Source organism: Syntrophotalea acetylenica, from assembly GCF_001888165.1.
Taxonomy (GTDB): domain Bacteria; phylum Desulfobacterota; class Desulfuromonadia; order Desulfuromonadales; family Syntrophotaleaceae; genus Syntrophotalea; species Syntrophotalea acetylenica.
Window position 1 is genome coordinate 2,136,601 of the sequence record NZ_CP015455.1, and the last position, 18,993, is coordinate 2,155,593.

19 protein-coding genes and 1 other RNA gene are annotated in these 18,993 nt (G+C 57.4%); 11 read left to right on the top strand and 9 right to left on the bottom strand.

Features of this window, described 5'->3' with window-relative positions; all coding sequences use genetic code 11:
• Window positions 1-7 precede the first annotated feature (7 nt).
• From A6070_RS09895 to A6070_RS09925, 7 genes are all read right to left on the bottom strand, one after another.
• The gene (locus A6070_RS09895) at window positions 8-724 is read right to left on the bottom strand and encodes an acylneuraminate cytidylyltransferase family protein (RefSeq protein WP_072285602.1); all 717 of its coding nucleotides are present in this window, start codon (window positions 722-724) and stop codon (window positions 8-10) included.
• Window positions 717-1,766, bottom strand: coding sequence for a nucleotidyltransferase family protein (locus A6070_RS09900; RefSeq protein ID WP_072285603.1), 1,050 nt, complete (start codon window positions 1,764-1,766; stop codon window positions 717-719). The genes A6070_RS09895 and A6070_RS09900 overlap by 8 nt, the downstream gene beginning before the upstream one ends.
• Window positions 1,717-2,943, bottom strand: a complete 1,227-nt coding sequence (neuC, locus tag A6070_RS09905; protein WP_072285604.1) for a UDP-N-acetylglucosamine 2-epimerase — start codon at window positions 2,941-2,943, stop codon at window positions 1,717-1,719. Before neuC ends, A6070_RS09900 begins: the two co-directional genes overlap by 50 nt.
• A gap of 62 nt (window positions 2,944-3,005) precedes the next feature.
• Entirely contained in the window at window positions 3,006-4,013 is a 1,008-nt protein-coding gene (neuB, locus tag A6070_RS09910) for an N-acetylneuraminate synthase (protein WP_072285605.1), read from the bottom strand.
• A 13-nt stretch (window positions 4,014-4,026) separates the two neighbouring features.
• A complete protein-coding gene (locus A6070_RS09915; protein ID WP_072287964.1) occupies window positions 4,027-4,653 on the bottom strand; it encodes an acetyltransferase in 627 nt (208 codons plus the stop codon).
• A 5-nt stretch (window positions 4,654-4,658) separates the two neighbouring features.
• Complete coding sequence (locus tag A6070_RS09920) at window positions 4,659-5,798, bottom strand: LegC family aminotransferase (RefSeq protein WP_072285606.1); 1,140 nt, start codon at window positions 5,796-5,798, stop codon at window positions 4,659-4,661.
• Complete coding sequence (locus A6070_RS09925) at window positions 5,791-6,783, bottom strand: NAD-dependent 4,6-dehydratase LegB (RefSeq protein ID WP_235605445.1); 993 nt, start codon at window positions 6,781-6,783, stop codon at window positions 5,791-5,793. The genes A6070_RS09920 and A6070_RS09925 overlap by 8 nt, the downstream gene beginning before the upstream one ends.
• A 310-nt stretch (window positions 6,784-7,093) precedes the next feature.
• Here A6070_RS09925 and A6070_RS09930 point away from each other — a divergent pair, with 310 nt between their 5' ends.
• The 8 genes from A6070_RS09930 (at window position 7,094) to A6070_RS09965 (ending at window position 13,255) form a co-directional block, all read left to right on the top strand.
• Window positions 7,094-7,939, top strand: coding sequence for a flagellin N-terminal helical domain-containing protein (locus A6070_RS09930; protein ID WP_072285607.1), 846 nt, complete (start codon window positions 7,094-7,096; stop codon window positions 7,937-7,939).
• A 325-nt stretch (window positions 7,940-8,264) separates the two neighbouring features.
• Window positions 8,265-9,110: a flagellin domain-containing protein gene (locus tag A6070_RS09935; RefSeq protein WP_072285608.1), complete on the top strand. Its 846-nt coding sequence runs from the start codon at window positions 8,265-8,267 to the stop codon at window positions 9,108-9,110.
• An 81-nt stretch (window positions 9,111-9,191) separates the two neighbouring features.
• Complete coding sequence (locus tag A6070_RS09940) at window positions 9,192-9,536, top strand: flagellar protein FlaG (RefSeq protein WP_235605446.1); 345 nt, start codon at window positions 9,192-9,194, stop codon at window positions 9,534-9,536.
• Window positions 9,537-9,553: 17 nt separating this feature from the next.
• Complete coding sequence (fliD, locus tag A6070_RS09945; RefSeq protein WP_072285610.1) at window positions 9,554-10,879, top strand: flagellar filament capping protein FliD; 1,326 nt, start codon at window positions 9,554-9,556, stop codon at window positions 10,877-10,879.
• A 26-nt stretch (window positions 10,880-10,905) separates the two neighbouring features.
• The gene (fliS, locus tag A6070_RS09950; RefSeq protein ID WP_072285611.1) at window positions 10,906-11,337 is read left to right on the top strand and encodes a flagellar export chaperone FliS; all 432 of its coding nucleotides are present in this window, start codon (window positions 10,906-10,908) and stop codon (window positions 11,335-11,337) included.
• Between the two features lie 63 nt (window positions 11,338-11,400).
• On the top strand, window positions 11,401-11,799 hold the full coding sequence (locus tag A6070_RS09955) for a hypothetical protein (RefSeq protein WP_072285612.1): 399 nt from the start codon (window positions 11,401-11,403) through the stop codon (window positions 11,797-11,799).
• A 1-nt stretch (window position 11,800) separates the two neighbouring features.
• Entirely contained in the window at window positions 11,801-12,544 is a 744-nt protein-coding gene (locus tag A6070_RS09960) for a flagellar brake protein (protein ID WP_072285613.1), read from the top strand.
• A 21-nt stretch (window positions 12,545-12,565) separates the two neighbouring features.
• The gene (locus A6070_RS09965) at window positions 12,566-13,255 is read left to right on the top strand and encodes a PilZ domain-containing protein (protein WP_072502076.1); all 690 of its coding nucleotides are present in this window, start codon (window positions 12,566-12,568) and stop codon (window positions 13,253-13,255) included.
• A gap of 92 nt (window positions 13,256-13,347) precedes the next feature.
• Here A6070_RS09965 and A6070_RS09970 read toward each other — a convergent pair whose 3' ends face one another.
• Window positions 13,348-14,319: a GGDEF domain-containing response regulator gene (locus A6070_RS09970; RefSeq protein WP_072285615.1), complete on the bottom strand. Its 972-nt coding sequence runs from the start codon at window positions 14,317-14,319 to the stop codon at window positions 13,348-13,350.
• Between the two features lie 141 nt (window positions 14,320-14,460).
• On the opposite strand from A6070_RS09970, the gene fliK reads away from it, so the two are divergent.
• Window positions 14,461-15,471 (top strand): flagellar hook-length control protein FliK, encoded by a 1,011-nt coding sequence (gene fliK, locus A6070_RS09975; RefSeq protein WP_072285616.1) that lies wholly within the window; start codon window positions 14,461-14,463, stop codon window positions 15,469-15,471.
• 9 nt (window positions 15,472-15,480) lie between these two features.
• Window positions 15,481-15,753 (top strand): EscU/YscU/HrcU family type III secretion system export apparatus switch protein, encoded by a 273-nt coding sequence (locus tag A6070_RS09980; protein WP_072285617.1) that lies wholly within the window; start codon window positions 15,481-15,483, stop codon window positions 15,751-15,753.
• Between the two features lie 5 nt (window positions 15,754-15,758).
• Here the strand turns inward: A6070_RS09980 and A6070_RS09985 are convergent, their stop codons facing one another.
• Window positions 15,759-18,164, bottom strand: coding sequence for a Cache 3/Cache 2 fusion domain-containing protein (locus A6070_RS09985; protein ID WP_072285618.1), 2,406 nt, complete (start codon window positions 18,162-18,164; stop codon window positions 15,759-15,761).
• A gap of 302 nt (window positions 18,165-18,466) precedes the next feature.
• On the opposite strand from A6070_RS09985, the gene ssrS reads away from it, so the two are divergent.
• A non-coding RNA gene (gene ssrS / locus A6070_RS09990) (6S RNA) lies at window positions 18,467-18,649 on the top strand.
• Window positions 18,650-18,993 lie beyond the last annotated feature (344 nt).

Below are 18,993 nucleotides of genomic sequence, written 5' to 3' on the forward strand. Positions count from 1 at the left end.
CATTTTTTCAGGGTTTTCTGGCAAATTCATTTTCCAGAATGAGACATTCAGCAAGGCGGAAATCAATAAGGTCATCAATATCCACAGACCTTTCCCTGGACATGACATAAGCGTAGGTGGCACGTCCAAAAAAAGAGCGCTGCTCGCGTAAAAGCTCAGGTGCACCAAGATAAATGGCGCCATTTAAACGATAATAGACAGGCAGTTCCTGCCGGTTGGTATTCAGTACTTCATGCCGCAAAAAACCGGCCATATTGCCATCAGCGGACAGAGTATTGCTCCACCAGGGGTGATGATCCGTTTCGCATACCGACACGATGGCATCAGCTTGCTTTTCAAAATACAACTCGATGGCCTGATCGATATCCGCCGCCGTGCGCAAAGGCGAAGTCGGCTGCAGCCAGACGACGAGATCAAAACGCTCACCGTTCCCGGCATACCAATCCAGGGCATGAACAAGGGCATCGAAACTGCTGGCACTGTCCGTTGCAAGATGGGCCGGCCGCAAAAAAGGTACCGGTACCCCTTCAGCCTCGGCCACCTCGGCGATGTCCCGACTGTCCGTGGACAGCGCCACAACATCGACATAGCGGCTCTGCCTGGCCGCTTCGATACTCCAGGCAAGCAAAGGACGACCGGCTAATTCGCGGATGTTCTTGCCCGGCAGCCCCTTGCTGCCCCCCCGCGCCGGAATGAGCGCCAGAATCCGCCTGCCATCAAACACCGAACACCTCCGCATATTCCTCGTTGGCCTGCTCAAAATCGGCGGGCTGGCCGATATCCATCCAGTATTCCCTCACCGGGAAGGAACAGGTCTTGGCCCCGTCATCAATCAGTTTCTGAAAAAGCTGCGGCATATCGAAATATCGATCCCGGGGAATTTTTTCAAGAACTTCGGGACTCAGCACGTAAATGCCGGCGTTGACGTAATAACGGTGGATCGGTTTCTCCTCGATTTGCTTTATGGTCGCACCATCGGAATGCACCACGCCGTAGGGCACCTGCAACTCATAATCCCTGACACACATGGTTGCGCTGGCTCCGGAAAGGTTGTGGTAATTGACCAGGTGTTCGAAATTGACATTGGTCAAAAGATCGCCGTTCATGATAATCACCGGTTGCTCACACTTTTCCGGGAGCAGACTAAGAGCTCCTGCCGTCCCCAGCCGCTTGTTTTCAACCAGATAATGCAATCTCGCACCAAACTCCCTGCCATCGCCGAAATAGTCCTGAATCTGCTCGCCCCGGTAGTTCAGACTCAGGAAGATGCGACGAAAACCGTACTGGGTAAAATTGCGGATGATGGTTTCAAGGATGGGCCTGGAACCGACCTTGAGCAGCGGCTTGGGGGTATTTTCTGTCAGGGGGCGCAACCGGGTGCCAAGACCGCCGGCCATAACGACCACCGTATTGGGTTTTTCGCTGATACGCAGGTATTCGTCGATCACTTCGACGCCGACCAGCAGCCCCTGATCGTCAACCATGGGCACCTGCTTGACACCCGCGGCGAGCGCCATCTGCAGCAGATCCTCCTTGGGTTGGCTGAGATAACCTTTTACCGGTGAAACATTGTATATGTCGTCAATAAAGTCATCCAGGCTCTTGCCACGCAGAAACGCCCGTCTCAGATCGCCGTCGGTGATGGTGCCGACCAGCCGATCCTCTTTGACGACCAGGGCGATCTGCATGGCCGCCTGATCGATGGTTTCAAGCACTTCACGAATGGTGGCCCGGGGGCTTACCGTTACCTTCCTGGCACTTCTCATGGCGCTGCTCCAAGATGTCGACCGGAATGTCATAAAAGCTCTTGCGGATTCCGGAAAAATCCGTTTCCTTGATGATTTCCTTGATCCTCAGGGAGGTGTTTTGTCCCTCATAAGGATTATCGACCGTTGCCGCCATTTTCTTAAATGTATTCGTACAGGCTTTTTTCAAAGCCGCGACGATATCTTCCACCGCAGGGTCGCAATCAATGACACTGGCCGCCCTGATACGCCCCTGCTGGCGGGCCCCAATGTTGACACTGGGCACCCCGAAACTGGGCGCCTCGATGATGCCGCTGCTGCTGTTTCCGACCACGGCATCGACCTGCCGCATGGTGCTCAGATAACCGGATTGCCCCATGGAGGGAAATGCCGCAGCCCGACCAGGGTGGGTCGCTACATAGTCATCGATCATCCGGTTGACAATGCGACCGTCGGCATCGGCATTTGCCTTGGTGAAAATCGTCTGCGCAGGTGGCATCTGGTCAAGGGCCGCCAGGAGATTTCCAAATTGCATGACCGCGGTCCCCGGCTCCAGAGTGACCGGATGGAAAGTTATCAGAAGATTTCTTTCACCGAAGGAAAAACCAAAACGTTTTTCCAATTCCTCGCGCGCCAGGAATTTAAGCTTTTGGATGTTTTCCACCCCCAGCGCGCCAACATTGTAAACAGACGCCGGGTTTTCCCCCAATTGAATTACACGTCGCCGATATTCCTCGGCCGCGACAAAGTGCAACAGGCTCATCTTGCTGATTGCATGACGAAAGGCATCATCCATGGCGCCCTCGGTTACTTCGCCCCCATGAATATGAACAATGGGTATGCCGAGTATCTGGGCCGCCATGGCAACCGTCAACGCTTCAAAACGATCTCCGAGAACCACCAGGCAATCGGAGCCAAGCCGCTGCAGAGCTTCGCCAAACCCGAACATTCCCATCCCGACCGATTTACACACCCCGATCGCGGTATTTGAACTGAGCAGGATTTCAACCGCCTCGTCGATAAAAAACCCGTCCTCTTCAATTTCACGACGGGTTAATCCGAACTCCGGGGAAAGATGCATGCCGGTCACAAGGGTTTGCAAACGCATCTTGCGATCACGACGGATCCGTTCCATCAGCGGACGCAACAGACCGTATTCAGCTCTGGTGCCGGTAAAGACACAGACTTTTTTTTGCATGGGATCCCTTTTTTCGAATTACAGGAACAAATCCCGGAAAAAGAAAGAAAAGGCCGGGAGTTCTAACATTCGATCGGCTCTCCGCTGACAAACTGGCGCAACGCACACCTGCCGATCACCTCGTCCCAGCACATGGGATCGAGACCACCGGCGGGACGTTTGACGGCCAGGTTGTCCTCGGTAAAAATTTCACCGCTACGGATGTTTTTCGCCGCGACGATAGACTTCCGCACCGCGACAAGGTTTCTGGATTCGGAAGGCGACGGCCGCTTTTGAGCGTCGCCCAGCGCCACTTCGATATTGCGGATGGCGGACACCATGGCGTGCAGTTCAACCGGCTCAAGGGAGGCGCGGTGATCCGGGCCAGGCAGGCGGCGATCGAGGGTGAAATGTTTTTCGATGACCGTGGCTCCCAGCGCCACGGCGGCGATCGGCACTTCGATCCCTTCGGTATGATCCGAATAACCCACCCGCACCCCGAAGGCCGCGCCGATGCTGCGCATGGCCCGCAGGTTGACATCACCCATGGGCGTCGGATACTCGGTGTTGCAGTGCAAAATGGTGATCCGGTCCTTCGGGGTGCCGGCGTCGGTCAGCACGCGCAACGCGGCCGAAATTTCATCCATATCGGCCATGCCGGTGGAGAGAATGACGTCTTTAGCCAGGCTTCCGATGCGACGCAGGTAGGGCAGATTGGTGATTTCACCGGAGGGAATTTTAAAGACGTCGAGCCCCAGATCGCAAAGCAGATCGATGCTGGCCAGATCAAAAGGCGAGGACAGAAAACGGATGCCTGCCTGCCGGCAATGTGCGATAAGCGCCCGATGGTCCTCCATCGACAATTCCAGCCGGCGCAGCATGTCGTACTGTGATTCGCTCGACCCGGTGGTCTGCTGCTGGTAATCGGCCTTGGGGGCACTGCGGGACACCAGGGTTTCGGCGCGGAAGGTCTGAAACTTCACCGCATCGGCACCCGCCTGTGCGGCAACATCCACCAGCATTCTGGCACGGTCGAGGCAACCGTCGTGGTTGACGCCCGCCTCGGCAATAATAAATACAGGTTTCTGCATGGATATTTCCTTTTTAGCGACCATTCCCGCCACCGATATAAATGCTGTTGGGCGGCAGGGACTTCCGCACCAGTGCGCCAGCCCCGATGATGCAGCCGGATCCGATTTCGAGGTTTTCCCTGGCCACGGCGCCGCTGCCGACAAAGGTCCCCTCGCCGATTTGCACCGCGCCGTTGACCACGCAGGCGGTGGACAAATGGCAATGGTCACCAACCGATACGTCGTGTTCGACCAGGGCCCGGCTGTTGACGATGCAGTTGCAGCCGACTCTCGCCCCCGCATTGATCAGCGCGCCGTGCATAACGATGGTGCCCTCGCCGACAACGGCATGCCGACTGACGCGGGCAAGCGGCGACACGATGCTGGGAAGACACCCGCCATGGTCCTTGATAATCTGGAACAGGGCAATCCGCCGCGCGGGGCTTTTGATCTGGCCCAGCGTTATCAGAAACCGGAACTGCCCTTCCCTTATCAGGCGGGGTATGTCGTCATCGCAGCCAATCACGGGGTAACCAAGTATCCCGGTGCCCCCTTTTGCGGGAAGATCGAGCACACCGAAAATGCGGTAAGCGCCCGAAGCTTCGAGGATATCGATGACCGACCGGCAGTGCCCGCCGCCTCCGACGAGAATGATATCCATTCTGTTCACAGAAAAACACCGCTGGGAAGGTTGACCAGCCGGCGGTACAGACCTTCGGTCACAGGCAGGGCGCCTCTTTGACAATGACGGTACAGATCCAGCATATGCATGGGCCGCCACAGGCAGCGGGTCATTACTTTTGCCTCGTTGGTGGTTCTCAGAAAGGCATCGCGCTGCGGTTCGTCATCCAGAAGGAGTGCATTCAGCCAATAGTTTGACATGCCCGCCGCAGGCTGTTGGACAAACCGCCAGCCCGTGCCTTCAAAAAAACCGGCATAGCGCCCGGCCAATGCCCTCTTATGGCCGAGAAAGCGGGGCAGGCTTTCCATTTGCGCCAGACCGAGGGCGGCATTGAGGTTCGGCATCCGAAAATTGTAGCCCAGTTCGTCGTGCAGAAATTCCCACGGATGCGGTACCTTGGCGGTGGTCGTGAGGTGTCTGGCACGTCGCGCAAGCGCCTCGTCATCCGTCACGATGATGCCACCGCCGCCGGTCGTGACGATCTTGTTGCCATTGAAGCTGAACACCCCGAGCCGACCGAAGGTGCCGGTATGGCGACCCAGATAAAAACTGCCCAGGCTCTCGGCAGCATCCTCGACCAGCGGCACCCCCCACTCTGTACAGATGCGGGAGATCTCGTCGATGCGGCAAGGGTGGCCAAGGGTGTGCATGGGCAGGCAGGCAGCCAGGGGTCGGCCACTCGTGCGGTTCAGCAGACGACCGGCACTGATCACGGCTTGGGATTGCAGAAAGTTTTCTAACGCCCGGGGCGACAAACCGAGCGTATCCTCTTCCACGTCGATGAAAACCGGCTGTGCCCCGGCGTAGCGGATGGCATTTGCCGTAGCTACAAAGGTCAGGGACTGGGTCAGAACGTCGCAGCCCCCTTCGACACCGGCCAGCTTCAGGGCGACGAACAGGGCCTGGGTGCCATTGACCACGGCCACCGCATGACGGCTGCCGACAAAATCCGCCAGCGCTTTTTCAAAGGCTTCGACAAAAGGACCGACGCTGGAAACGTAGGTGCTGTCGATACACTCCTCCAGATAGGCCTTTTCCCTGCCCGGAAAAACCGGGGCATGCAGGGGGATGGTTTCACCCCCCGGATACTGGTCGCGGATAAAACCGATAATGTCCTCAAACATTGTAGATTTCCGTTTTGTAGCGAGCCAGGTTGGCGGGGTCCGTGAACCAGTCGATGGTCCGGCGAAGCCCTTCTCTCAATGTGTGCCGCGGTTCGAAACCGGTCAGTTTCCTGATCAGTCCGTTATCGCACCACAGGCGAAAAACCTCGGACTGCCCGGGACGCAATCGCTGCGCGTCGCATTCCAGCGCGACCTCACGGCCCATCAGTTCCCGGATCAGGCCGAACAGATCGCCGATGGATATCTCACGGTTGGAGCCGATATTTACCGTTTTCCCCACGGCTGCGTCGCATTCGGCAAGAGCCAGAAGTCCGGCGCAGGTATCGGCGACATAATTGAAATCCCGCGTCGGCCTCAGATCACCGAGCCGGATCGATGCCTTGCCGGCGGCGATCTGCGAAATGATGGTGGGAATGACGGCACGCGCCGATTGTCTTGGTCCGTAGGTATTGAACGGCCGCATGGTCGTCACCGGCAGGCCGAAGCTGTTGAAAAAACTCATGGCCAGGGCATCCGCCCCGATTTTGCTGGCGCTGTAGGGCGATTGGGGCTGCAGCGGGTGCGCTTCATCGATGGGAACGTAGCGTGCCGTGCCGTAAACTTCGCTGGTGCTGGTGTGGAGTACGCGCTGGCAGCCGTTTTCCATGGCGGCCTGGCAGATATTCAGGGTGCCGGTGACATTGGTGTCCACGTAACTGGCGGGAGCGACATAGGAATAAGGGATGGCAATCAGGGCGGCCAGGTGGAAAACCACCTCGATGTCTTTGGTGATCTCCCGGCAGAAATGGGGATCGCGCACGTCACCGCAGACCACTTCGATACGCTCACCGCAGGCAAGACCGTCCAGCCAGCCCCAGTGATTGAAGGAATTATATAGGGCGAGCGCCCTAACCCGACAGCCCCGGTGGATCAGAGCTTCCACCAGGTGAGAGCCTATGAAACCGTCGGCCCCCGTCACCAGAACCTGTTTTCCCTCAAGTGTCAAAATCCCGCCTCCTTGATGTTGATTGGCCCATTTCATTTCAATTTCTGCGCCAAAGATCAAGCAAAGATCCTCTTTGAGGACAGGAGCGAATAACGGCAAAAATTCTCCTGTAAAAAATTTTTTCTAAAGTCTGCCACCAACAAGCCGATATGGATATTGAACCCTGGGGAAACCGATCGTACAAGATCTGCACAAAATCTGCGGCAAGTTGGAAAAATTGTTGAAACACCGGACAAAAACTGGCTGAAAGACAACTTGATCAATGGCAGGGCACGGATGCTCTGGCACAACTTTCACGGAGGAATAACTCATGGCTATCACGATCAACACCAACGTTCAATCCATCAACACTCAGCGCAGCCTTTCCAAATCCCAGACTGCTCTGGCGAAATCGATGCAGCGCCTGTCGTCGGGTCTGCGCATCAACAGCGCCAAGGACGACGCCGCCGGTTTGGCCATTTCCGACCGCATGTCGGCACAGATCCGCGGCATGAATCAGGCGGTCCGCAACGCCAACGACGGCATTTCCTTCGCCCAAACAGCCGAGGGGGCCTTGGGGGAGATGACCAACATTCTGCAACGGATGCGGGAACTGTCCGTGCAGTCGGCCAACGCCACCAACAGCAACGATGACCGACTCGCTCTGGATTCGGAATTCGGCGAACTGCGCGACGAACTGGATCGCATTGTTGGCACCACAAAATTCAACGGTGAAAACCTTCTTAACGGAACCTTTGGTGACGCCAATGCCGCAGTTTTCCAAGTTGGCGCTAACGCAGGAGAGGTCATTTCTGTTGGAATCGGCACCGTAAGCACCGCCAAGTTAAGTGACGGATCCGGCAATACTTTGGATGCTGCCGGCATCTCGGCCCAGGGTGACACATCTACAGCAATAAATGTCATCGATGGTGCTCTTAAAACAGTCGATTCGATGCGCGGTACCCTTGGCGCCAAACAGAATCGTTTCGAATCGACCATTGCCAACCTTAACAACGTTTCGGAGAACCTCTCCGCCGCGCGCTCCCGTATCGTCGATGCGGACATCGCCACCGAAACCTCTGAAATGACCAAAATGAACATCCTGCAGCAGGCTGGAGTATCCATCCTTTCGCAGGCAAACCAAAGCTCCCAACTGGCCCTATCCCTGCTTCAGTAACGATGAGTAACGGCGTGGCTCCTTTGTGGGCCACACTAACTCAAAGGGCAAAAACCATGAACCCGCAAACCAGGGTTTCGGGGTTTGCCCGGGAGCATTAATTCTGCTTGAACTAACAGGCATGCAAAATTCTCGGGTCACTGCTGGGCGACGGGCAGCATCTTCGCTAACAACCCAGATGATCGATGCAGGCTTATCGAAGCCCCTTGATTGCCATGGAAAGGGGGTGAAACCAACCGAAGTACTTTTAACTCTTTATCGGTAATGAGTAAAAGAGAGAAGCGGGCACGGAAGCCCGAAAAACCATTTTCATGGAGGAAAAAACATGGCATTAACAATTAATACCAACGTTCAGTCCCTGAACGCACAACGGAACCTGTCCAAATCCCAATCCGCTCTGGCTAACTCGATGCAACGCCTGTCATCAGGCCTGCGCATCAATAGCGCCAAGGACGACGCCGCCGGGCTCGCCATCTCCGACCGGATGAACTCCCAGATCAGGGGCATGAATCAGGCGGTACGTAACTCCAACGACGGCATTTCACTGGCCCAGACGGCGGAAGGTGCCCTTGGCGAAATGACCAACATCCTGCAGCGCATGCGCGAATTGTCCGTCCAATCGGCCAACGCCACCAACAGCAACGATGACCGACTCGCTCTAGACTCGGAATTCGGCGAACTGCGCGACGAACTGGATCGCATTGTAGGCACCACCAAGTTCAACGGTGAAAAACTTCTTGACGGAACCTACGGAACTGGTCAGGCTGCTGTTTTTCAGGTGGGCGCCAACGCAGGAGAGGTCATCTCCGTTGAAATCGGCACCGTAAGCACCGCCAAGTTAAGTGACGGATCCGGCAATACCTTGGATGCTGCCGGCATCTCGGCCCAAGGTGACACCTCGACAGCAATGAACGTAATCGATGGTGCCCTCAAAACAGTTGATTCCATGCGCGGCAACCTCGGTGCCAAACAGAACCGTTTCGAATCGACCATTGCCAACCTTAACAACGTTTCAGAGAACCTCTCCGCTGCGCGGTCCCGCATCGTCGATGCGGACATCGCCACCGAAACTTCCGAGATGACCAAGATGAACATCCTGCAGCAGGCCGGCGTGTCGATCCTGGCGCAGGCCAACCAGACCCCGCAGCTGGCTCTGTCGCTGCTCGGTTAAGTCCAGGGGCATCAACCGTAAAAAGGGGCGGCGGCGCCGCCCCTTTTTACCAATGTCAAACAAGATCCCGGGGAGGATACCGTGAAAATAGAAATGACATCCATAGGCGGCACCGCCCCGACAGCGGCGCCGGCGCCGGCCGAAAATATCGAGAAAAACCGCCAGAAATTCGAAGCCGGGCCGGCAGCGGCTGATGCGGAAAAACTCGTGGCGCCCGAGGAAATCCTGACCAGAATCAAGGCTCTGACGGACGACGGCATCTACAGCGTGCGCTTTGAAAACGACGAACAGAGCAAGGAGCTGATCATCAGCCTGGTCGACTCCGATTCCGGTGAGGTGATCCGCCAGATCCCACCGGAGGAAGTGCTGGGCACCTCCGAGAAACTCACCGCCCTGCGCGGCTCACTGCTCGATACCACGACCTGACAGCAAAGGAACAGGCCATGTCTACAATCAATTTCGGTGGTCTCGCCAGTGGCATGGATACGGAAGGCATTGTCGAAGCCCTGATGGAAATCGAGCGGAAACCGCTGGATCGTCTGGAGTCGGACAAGGAATATTTCAGCAGCCGTCAGGATGCCTTCAACACACTGAATTCCAAGTTGGAGACGCTGCAGGAAAAATTCGCGGACATCGATTCTGGCAGCGAGGTGCGTGCTTATGCCGCGAAAGCCGCCAATGAAGAGTATTTCTCCGTCTCCGCCATGGCCAGCGCCCTGCCCGGCAGCTACAACATCGAGGTCAAAAGCCTGGCGCGGCAACAAAAGGATGTCAGCGGCAGCTATGCCAGTCGCAGCGACACCAATTTCACCACCGGAACGCTGACCATCAATGGCGCCGACATCAGCATCGACAACGATTCCCTGGATAGCCTGGTGGAAAAGATCAATGCCGCCAACGCCGGCGACAATGCCACCGGCGTCGCGGCCAGCATCATTCAGGATGGTAGTGGATATCGCCTGGTACTGACCGGCGAGGACGCTTCCAGTTCCTTTACCGCATCGATGAGCGGCGGCGCCACAGCCAACGGTTACGAGCCGCTGGCCTTCAGCACTACCCAGACCCAATCGATGGCCTCTATCGTGGTCGATGGGATTACGATAACCAGCGGCAGCAACACTTTTGATAAAGCTATCCCGGGGATAAGCCTGACGGTAAACAAAACCCATGCCACCCTCGGTGATACCACGCTCATGACTGTGAGCGAGGATGTCGAGACGGTCAAAACAAAAATCAAGGATGTGGTGACGGCCTACAATGCCGTGATCAATTTCATGAGCGAACAGAAGGACAGCGACTGGGGAAGAGACAGCGGCATGATGGCCGTCAAACGCAACCTGCAACGCATGCTCACTTCTCCCGTTGACACCGGCGGCGCGTTAACCACCATGTCCCAGCTTGGCTTGAAAACACAGAAGGACGGCACGTTGTCCATCGATGACACGGCCCTGACAGAGACCATTTCAAGCGACATGAACGGTCTGGAAAAACTGCTGGCGGGCAGCGACGGAGTCGACGGCATCGCCACACTATTCAAAAACTATCTGGACACAACCACCGATTCCGTTGACGGGCTGTCCGCCACCCGGCAGGCCAGCACCGACCGAACACTGAAGACCATCGAAAGAAATATCCTTAAAATGGAAGTGCGCCTGGATAAACGCGAAGAAATACTGCGCGCTCAGTTCGATGCCATGGAACTGCTGATCAGTAACCTGAACAGCACCGGTTCCTACCTGACTCAGCAGTTGAGCCAGTTAAACTCCTGACCTCGAGGGCAGCGGAAGGAAAAACCATGAATCCGTATCTGAACCAGTACAAAAACAACCAGATAAACACCGCCTCCCCGGAACAGATCATGATCATGCTGTACGACGGCGCGCTGCGGTTTCTCGCTCAGGCCATGCAGGGGATCGATGACAACGATATCGAATTGAAAAACCGCGGCATCCAGAAGGCCATGGCCATCGTCATGGAATTCCGCAATACGCTGGACCACAATATCGGTGGCGAGATCGCCGCCAATCTCGATGCCCTGTACGACTACATGATCCGGGAAATGATCCAGGCCAATCTCAAAAAGGATCGGCAGAAGCTGCAGGCGGTACATGCCATGCTGGCGGATCTGAGGGACACCTGGAAGGAAGCGATCGTCATTGCGGGCAACGAATCCCGCCTGAGTCCGGCCGTGAATGCCGGCTATCAGCCGCTCAAGGCCAGCCTGTAGGTATCGCGAAAGGCGAAAAAACGAAAAATAAGCCGGATTTCATGCAACGGGGTTGACACGGACATGGAAAAACTCGTAGAAAAGTCGACGCGGCAATATCGGGCCATCGGGGAACAACTCGACAGGCTGGCAGAGCTGCTGCAGGAACGGCAAGCCGACGCCCTGCAGGAAGCGCTGCAACAATGGCATGCTCTGGACGAGGAAGCTCGCCAAACCGACCACCAGCTCATGGCCCTGCTGCAAACCGCGCATCCGACTCCCCGGCACCTGGCGGCATTGCATGACCGGAATCAACTCATGTTCCGGATCTGCCACCGCTGCCAGGAGCTTCTGCAACGGGCCCGCACCCTGCAGGCTCTGACCGGCGAGGAACTTGCACGGCTTAAAAACGGACGCAAGGCTCTTGGAGGCTATCGGGCATCCAGCCAGGGCATGCATCATTCCACCCTCGGGAGCTGTTGACATGGCTTACGCGGTCGCGATCAGCACAGGCGTTCTGGCAAGACAGCCCGCCGACACCCTCTGGAGCGAAATGCTTAGCACCATACTGGACCATTTTCGAGACGGCCGCGACGCCAGGATACTGCTGCCTTTGCACGGGCAACGCTCCATCGCCGTGGACGGTTCCGTCCGCACCGCGGACGACGAGACCCTCGGTATCGCCCTGCCCTATGATCGCGATTTCAGCCAGCTTGTCGATCCCCGCGAAATCTGCCAGATACTGTTCACCCTGCAGGGCCGGGAATACCGCCTGCTGACCCGCATTCAGGCCATTCCGGGCGCATCGGACCTGCTGGTCAAACCCAAACCGCCGGCGATCGCCCTGCAGGAACGGCAATATTTCCGCATCGACACCCGGGTCGAACTCAGCTATTACCGTCTGGCTTCGGAGATGCCGCAAAAGCCGCATACGGTCAACGCCAGGGTCAACCTGAGCGGCAGCGGCATCCGCATTCCCGCCGCCGAACCACTGCAGACCGGCGATCTTTTGGCCATGGTTCTATGCCTGGATGGCGGCAAATGCCTTGAAAATGTCGAATGCCTCGCCCAGGTGGTGCGTTTCAGCACTCTCCCCAATGGCGAGATGGCCGCCGCCATGCATTTTGTCGAGATCGAAAATCAGGATCGCGACAAGATCGTCGCTTTCTGTCTTGCCAGGGAGCGCGAACTTTTGCGTGAGAAGGTTCGGACCCGCGACTTTTATTGACTCCGGATGGAAGTCAACGCCATGACACTGACCGACGAGCCACTGAACGTCCTTCATGACTGGCACCTGGTCGAGATCCTTGTTCCGACCACCCAGGGCGAACCGCTGCAGCTCGACGGCATGGCCCGGCTGCACGGCACAAACCAGCTCGACCTGCAGCTGTTTCCCTCCGACTGGCCCGTGTCAGGGCTGGACCCGCACGCCGGATGGCACCTTCAGTGCGATCAGGGGATGCATTTCCATACCATCCGGGCCAGCCTTGAAAAACAGGATCATCCGCGCCGGATTCGGTTGCGCATCGAGCAGCATGAGGTTCACGACCACCAGCGACGCAACCTGCGTGTTGAAACCGCAATTTATCTGGCCTTCTGGAAAGACCAACCTGGCGAAATGGCACGGCCACAACCAGCGCGCACCCAGGTAAGCCTCAGCCAGCAGGGATTGAGTTTCCTGACCGAGGACACCCTTCGCACGGGCACATTGCTCAGCCTGCAAATGATTCTGCCCGGCACAACCCTGGAATCCCTGCATTGCGAAGCGCAGGTCTTAAGCCTGGGAAACGCAACCAGAAAGGGTCGCAAAATGGCCCTTAAAATCGTTCGAATCACATCGGAAGACAGGGAAAAAATCGCGATGTTCTGCCTGGCCGAACATTTTCGCGGCATGCAGGCAAAAACCCGGCTGATGGCACTGATGATGGGCAGCAGGTAATCAGTTGGCAGTTGCGGTGTCTTCGGCGGTTGCTGTTGTCAACAGACCAGGTTTTCGCGTCCCGCGCTGCGCAAACCGCGTCCCGCCATACCTCAAGCCGTCGCCACGGCGGCTCTGAAGCCACGAAACAGGCGCAACTCGGATACCACACCGGTATTGAGAGCCGAGGATTCAACCCGGTTGCGGCCTCGTCGTTTGGCCTCATACAGGGCGCCATCGGCTTCAGCGATCAGGTGATCGGGAGTCAGGGAATTGGTCACTTTGGCGGAACCGACACCGATGCTGGCGGTCAGAGGAAATCCGACATCCAGTGCCGCGATTTTTTTCCGGATCCGCTCGGCCACCACCAGTGCGTTGGCGCCGCTGGTTTCAGGAAGGATAATGGCAAACTCCTCGCCACCGAAACGGCACACGGTGTCGCTGGTCCGGCTTTGGGCAGTGAGCACCTGAGCCACCGCTTCCAGGGCCCGGTCGCCGGCCAGATGGCCGTAGGTGTCATTGATCGTTTTAAAATGGTCCAGATCGACCATAAGCAGCGTCAGCGACAGGTTGCGCCGCGCGCATCGCGCGATTTCCTGACCGATGCTCGCATCGAAATAGGCCCGGTTGAACAGCCCGGTCAGGCTGTCGGAAAGCGCAATGCGGGCCAGTTGGCTCTGGGCCTTGTGCAGTTCCTGGATACGCTCGCGGTTCTTCAGGTGCCAGCGGATCTTGACACGATGCTCCTGCATGGCCAGTTCCAGAGGCAGGCATTCGCTGACGCCGATTTCCATCCCCGCCATCCAGAGTTCGCGGTCGTCGCCGCGCGTGAACAGCAATACCGGCAGATCGTGCCACTCGGGCCGCCGCCGCAGAACCCCGACCATGTCCGCGATTTCCTCGCGGGCCTGCCAGCGCCAGTCGCAGCACACGATGTCGATATCGTATTCGCTCAACCAGCGTATGGCCCGTCGCGCGTCCTTGCAATACAGCTTGCGTTGGATCAGCCCGGTGCCTTCAAGACATGCCGCAACCTTTTCCCGGCTCGCCGAAGAGTCGCCCAATATCAGTGCCGTGTACGCCATGAATAATCTCCCGCAAAAATAACAGCCAGTTTAATTATCTATCGGCATACCAAAATCCGATCTTTAGCACTTTTTTCGAAGCGGGAACGAAAAAACGGTGCATGCATTAAAGATTGGAACCAGGTCGGCCGACGAGACCCTATGAAAATTACCGACACAACCTTTACTATCGCCCCGGTCTCGGCAAACAACCGGACCAGGCCGTCGCCCGACCACCAGCAGCCGGCCTGGAAGCCGGGGCAGATTCTTCAGGCTACGGTTCTGGCTCGCGATGGCGGGCAAGTCCTGCTGGATGTGCAGGGACAGGCGGTGCCGGCGCGCTGCGCCCTGGCGTTACAGCAAGGACAGCAGGTTTTGCTGCATGTCACGGCAACCGCGCCTCAGATCCGGCTGCAAGCCCTGGGCCACAATCAGGCAAGCCCGACGGGAGCGACACTGCAGCTTCTCGAAACCGGCTGGCAGCTGCCAGCGTTTCTGCGCCAGATGCAAAATGACGGCAATGCCGCCAAACAGCGCTGGCCCGAGGTTTTCCAGGGTGCTCTGCAGACATTCATGGCTGGATTGGAAACGGCAACGGCCGACGGCACGGCCCTGTCCGCGTTGCTGCAAAATCTCGGAGTGGCACGGCTGCGGCGGGGGGAGACGTCAACCTCTCTGATGGAGACTATCGAACAGGCCGTGCCTGCCGATTGTCAAGAGGATGACAGCCTTGCTGAATGGGCAGCGAAACTTGCCCAGGGGCTACGGATGATGCAGCAGTTCAATCTTGCGTCGGAGACGCCCGGCGTCACGCTGCTGCCATTGCCGCTGCCATTTCTGCAACAGGGCTTGCTGCTTATTGAATATCCGGTGGACGCGCCGCGGGAAAAACCCGCCACGCCTAAAAAACTGAGCCTTTTTCTCGACCTGGAAAACCTCGGTGAGATGCGCGTCGACATGCTGCTGGAAAAGGACGACCTCTGGGTCCGGTTCACCTGCCAATCGGAACATGCCAGCGAGCGGCTTCGCGCCTGTGCGGCGGAACTCAAAGAGGCACTGCATCTGGGGTCGCGGCGCGAGATTCTGTTCACCACCGGCAACCCGCGCCCCGAAGAAAAACTCGAAAACAGATGCGGCGAAGCAATACGCGGCTTCGTCAACACGCGAATTTGAGAGGCATGCATGGCCGACAAGCTGAAAAACGATAAAGCGGTCGCCCTGACCTACAAGCAGGACGGCAAAAGCGCGCCGGTGGTCGTCGCCAGTGGCAAGGGCGCCGTAGCGGCCAATATTCTGGCGGTCGCGCGGGAAGCGGGCGTGGAGGTGGTGCGCGATCCGGATCTTGTAGAAGTGCTCGGCAAAATTCCGCTGGGGCGGGAAATACCGCCGGAACTCTACCAGGCGGTCGCTGAAATCCTGGCCTTCGTTTACCGCGTCAACAAACGCACGGACTGAGTCTTTCAGACATTCCCTTCCGCCGGCCCGTTCGATTGCGTTGGTTCCAGCGGCCTTGCGGCGCGCCCATGCAGGCGGACGCCGACGATCTTGCTGGACTGCTCCATTTCCGGGCAAAACAGCGCATACCTGTTGCGGCCGCCCTCCTTGGCGGCATACAAAGCAATATCCGCGCGTTTGAGCAGTTCTCCCATCACATTCCCATGTTCCGGAAACAGCACGATGCCGATGCTTGGCGTTACACTCACCTGGAAGGACTCCAGCTGAAAAGGCGCCGACATCACCTTTATGATCTTTTGCGCAACGGTTTCGGCCTGCTCCGGCCCGTCCAGACCGGGCAACAGTACGACCAGCTCATCGCCGCCCAGTCGCGCCACCGTATCGTTGCGCCGCAGGCAGGAATTGATCCGTTGAGCCGAAGACTGCAGCACCGTATCGCCGGCAGCATGGCCGAAGGTATCGTTGATCGCCTTGAAATGGTCAAGATCCAGATACATCAGCGCCAGCAGCCGGCCATCCCTTGTGGCCTGCGCCAGGCTTTGTTCGAGGCGGTTGATGAACAGGGCGCGGTTGGGCAAGCCGGTCAGGGCATCGTAAAAGGCCAGCATCCGCACCTGTTCCTCGACTTTTTTTCGGTCGCTGACATCCAGCAGCACCCCCTGCAAATGGGTGACCGTCCCGTTTTCGTCACGGCGCAGCCACAGTCTGGCATCCACCCAGCAGATCTCGCCGCTGTGCTTTATGACGCGGCATTCCATCGAAAAGCGGTCTTCCTGCCCCTGCTTTATGCAGGCATCGAGCCCGGCGGCGAGTCTGTCCAGATCATCGGCGGGCACAAGATCGGTCATCGGAACGGCTCTGGAAACAAAATCCTGGGCCTTGTAACCGAACTGGCTGATATTGTCCGAAACAAATTCCAGCGTCCAGGTTTCCCCGAGACGCCATAAAAGAGCCATGGCCGGGCTGTGATTGACAATCGTTTCCAGCTCCCGGCGCTGAGCCGAGGTAGCACGGAGTTCCATCTCAACCCGGCTGCGCTCGATAATTTCCCGATTCAGTTCATTACGGGATGCCGTCACTTCCCTGAGATTGTCGATCATGCGGTTGAACGCCTTGGCAAGCTGCCCGATTTCATCCTTGCGATCCAGCTTCAAGTGGTGGTCAAGACGCCCCTTGCCGATGCAGTCGAACAACAGGATCGCCTTTTCCAGTGGGCGAACGATGCCGCGGGAGAGGTAGAATCCCGCCAGCAGAGAAAACAGTACGATCCCCAGAGCAACGAGAAAAATCAGAAAAGTAGCCCGTGACAGCGAAGCATCGAATCCTTTCTGAATATCGCCGTAATCATCCTTGTAGGCGCCGGCCACAATAACCCAGTCCCAGGGTTCGAAATAGGTTACGGCCACCAGCTTATCCCGGAACTTCCCGTTTCCAGTGTCCCGCTCGACAAAATGCTCGAAGGTTACGGGGATCTTTCCCGAGCCGCCCCCGCGGACCATCCGCGAGGCTTTTTGCAACAGGCGCTGGGTTATGAGCAGACTCTGTCGATCCGTAGCAGCTATGCCCGGCTCTTGCGACTGTTCCTTGCGGGGTGCGATAAGCAGCTTGCCGCGCTGACCTCCCTGGCTGCCAAGAATGGAAACATAGCCGGTTCTGCCGACGGAAATATCCTGAATGGCACTGCGCAAGCCCGCCAGGCTTTTCTGGAGATAGCCGACAAACAAGGCCCCGACAAGTTTTTTGCCGGTGGGATCGAACAGGGGTTCGTAGCGGGTGACATACCAGTCGTTCACCACGAACGAACTGCCGGTGTAAGGCTGGCCGCGAAGCAGTGCGTCAATGACGGGATTGAACCGGCCATCCGGATTGCGATGCGGAATGTAGGATCCCAATGCCCGCCGGCCATCATTGTCAAGAATGGTGGTGGCTACGCGCAACATGTCGCCCTGCTCGTTGATGCGCTGAAAAAGGGTGCAGGTAACCCCCAGAAGATTCTGCACCGTATCGACCACCGGCATGCGACGGTGCGGATCAGAATCCATGCCAAGCCAGGAGCCGCCGACCGACACCATCGGCAGCCGGACAGCTTTGCGGCTGTGATCGAACTGGTTGACAGCCTGCCAGAGGACTTCTTCCCGGGAAAAAGACAGCCCACCGCCATCCCGCAGCAAACGCGCGGCAACCTGCAGATTGCGCTCCAGTTCCTCATCCTGCTGCTGCTGAACGGATCGGCACATCAGATAGACGTTTTCCGCCACCTTTTGGGTTTCACTGCGGATAAACCGCTCCAGCTCTCCATGAATGGCGACATCGAGGATATGCACCTGGTCAATGGCGATCCCCACGATGGACAATGCCGTCACCACGACCAGCATCAGTCCCATGCCGATTACTTTGGTACGAATCTTCATAATATCCTGTCTGGCACGCATTCCGGTGTAAACGGATCACCTCACAACACCGGACGAACACTATCTAATGAGAGACACGCCACCCACCTGCCCCGCGAATTGTAACCGGGCAACATCCGCAAAACAGGCCCGCAGCCATGCCGCGGTTTTTAAAGGTGAATGGGACGGTACTCCCCGGCGACTCAGGCGCCAAACACACCAGAAGCAAACTCCGGGCCAGCTGTCCCCGATCGCGCAAGGAAACCCTGAAAAATTCCCCCTTGTCACTGCCGGGGGTTTTGTCTATAGTGAAGTTGCGAAAAAGCTCTCTGCTCTGCAGGTGAGGTTCTGATTGCCCCAGCGGTATAATTTTGTAAACGGGGAGAGCACGTAGGTGCTGTGTGCCAGCCCAACCTGGATTGGGACGCCTGATGCGCCTTCTGCGATACCCACCTGTTCAGGACTCGCTTGGAGGCCTGAGAACCCACGGCAGCAGTGGAGAGCTTGCATCAAGGAAGCGCGCGGACAAGAGCCGGGCGCTTTCTAGTTTGTTCGCATCCGGAAACTCTGGATGGATACAGCGTAGTTTTCATATGGAAAACGAGAAATTTTTCGTTGTGGCAAGGAAATCAAGGGGTTGCGCGGAGGCGTACATCGGTACGCCGCACAAGCAAGCCTGCGGATTGACGCCGCCACGGCGGAAAAGGGCCGTTTCCGGATGGGAACTGGTCCAGGAACGCATCCCGCCGATAACGATCCCCTTGCCGGACAACAGTGTCCCGGGGCAAACGTGTCCCCTGGGCACCCGTACCGAAGCGCGAAATACTTCCTTTCAACCCGTGCAGGAACC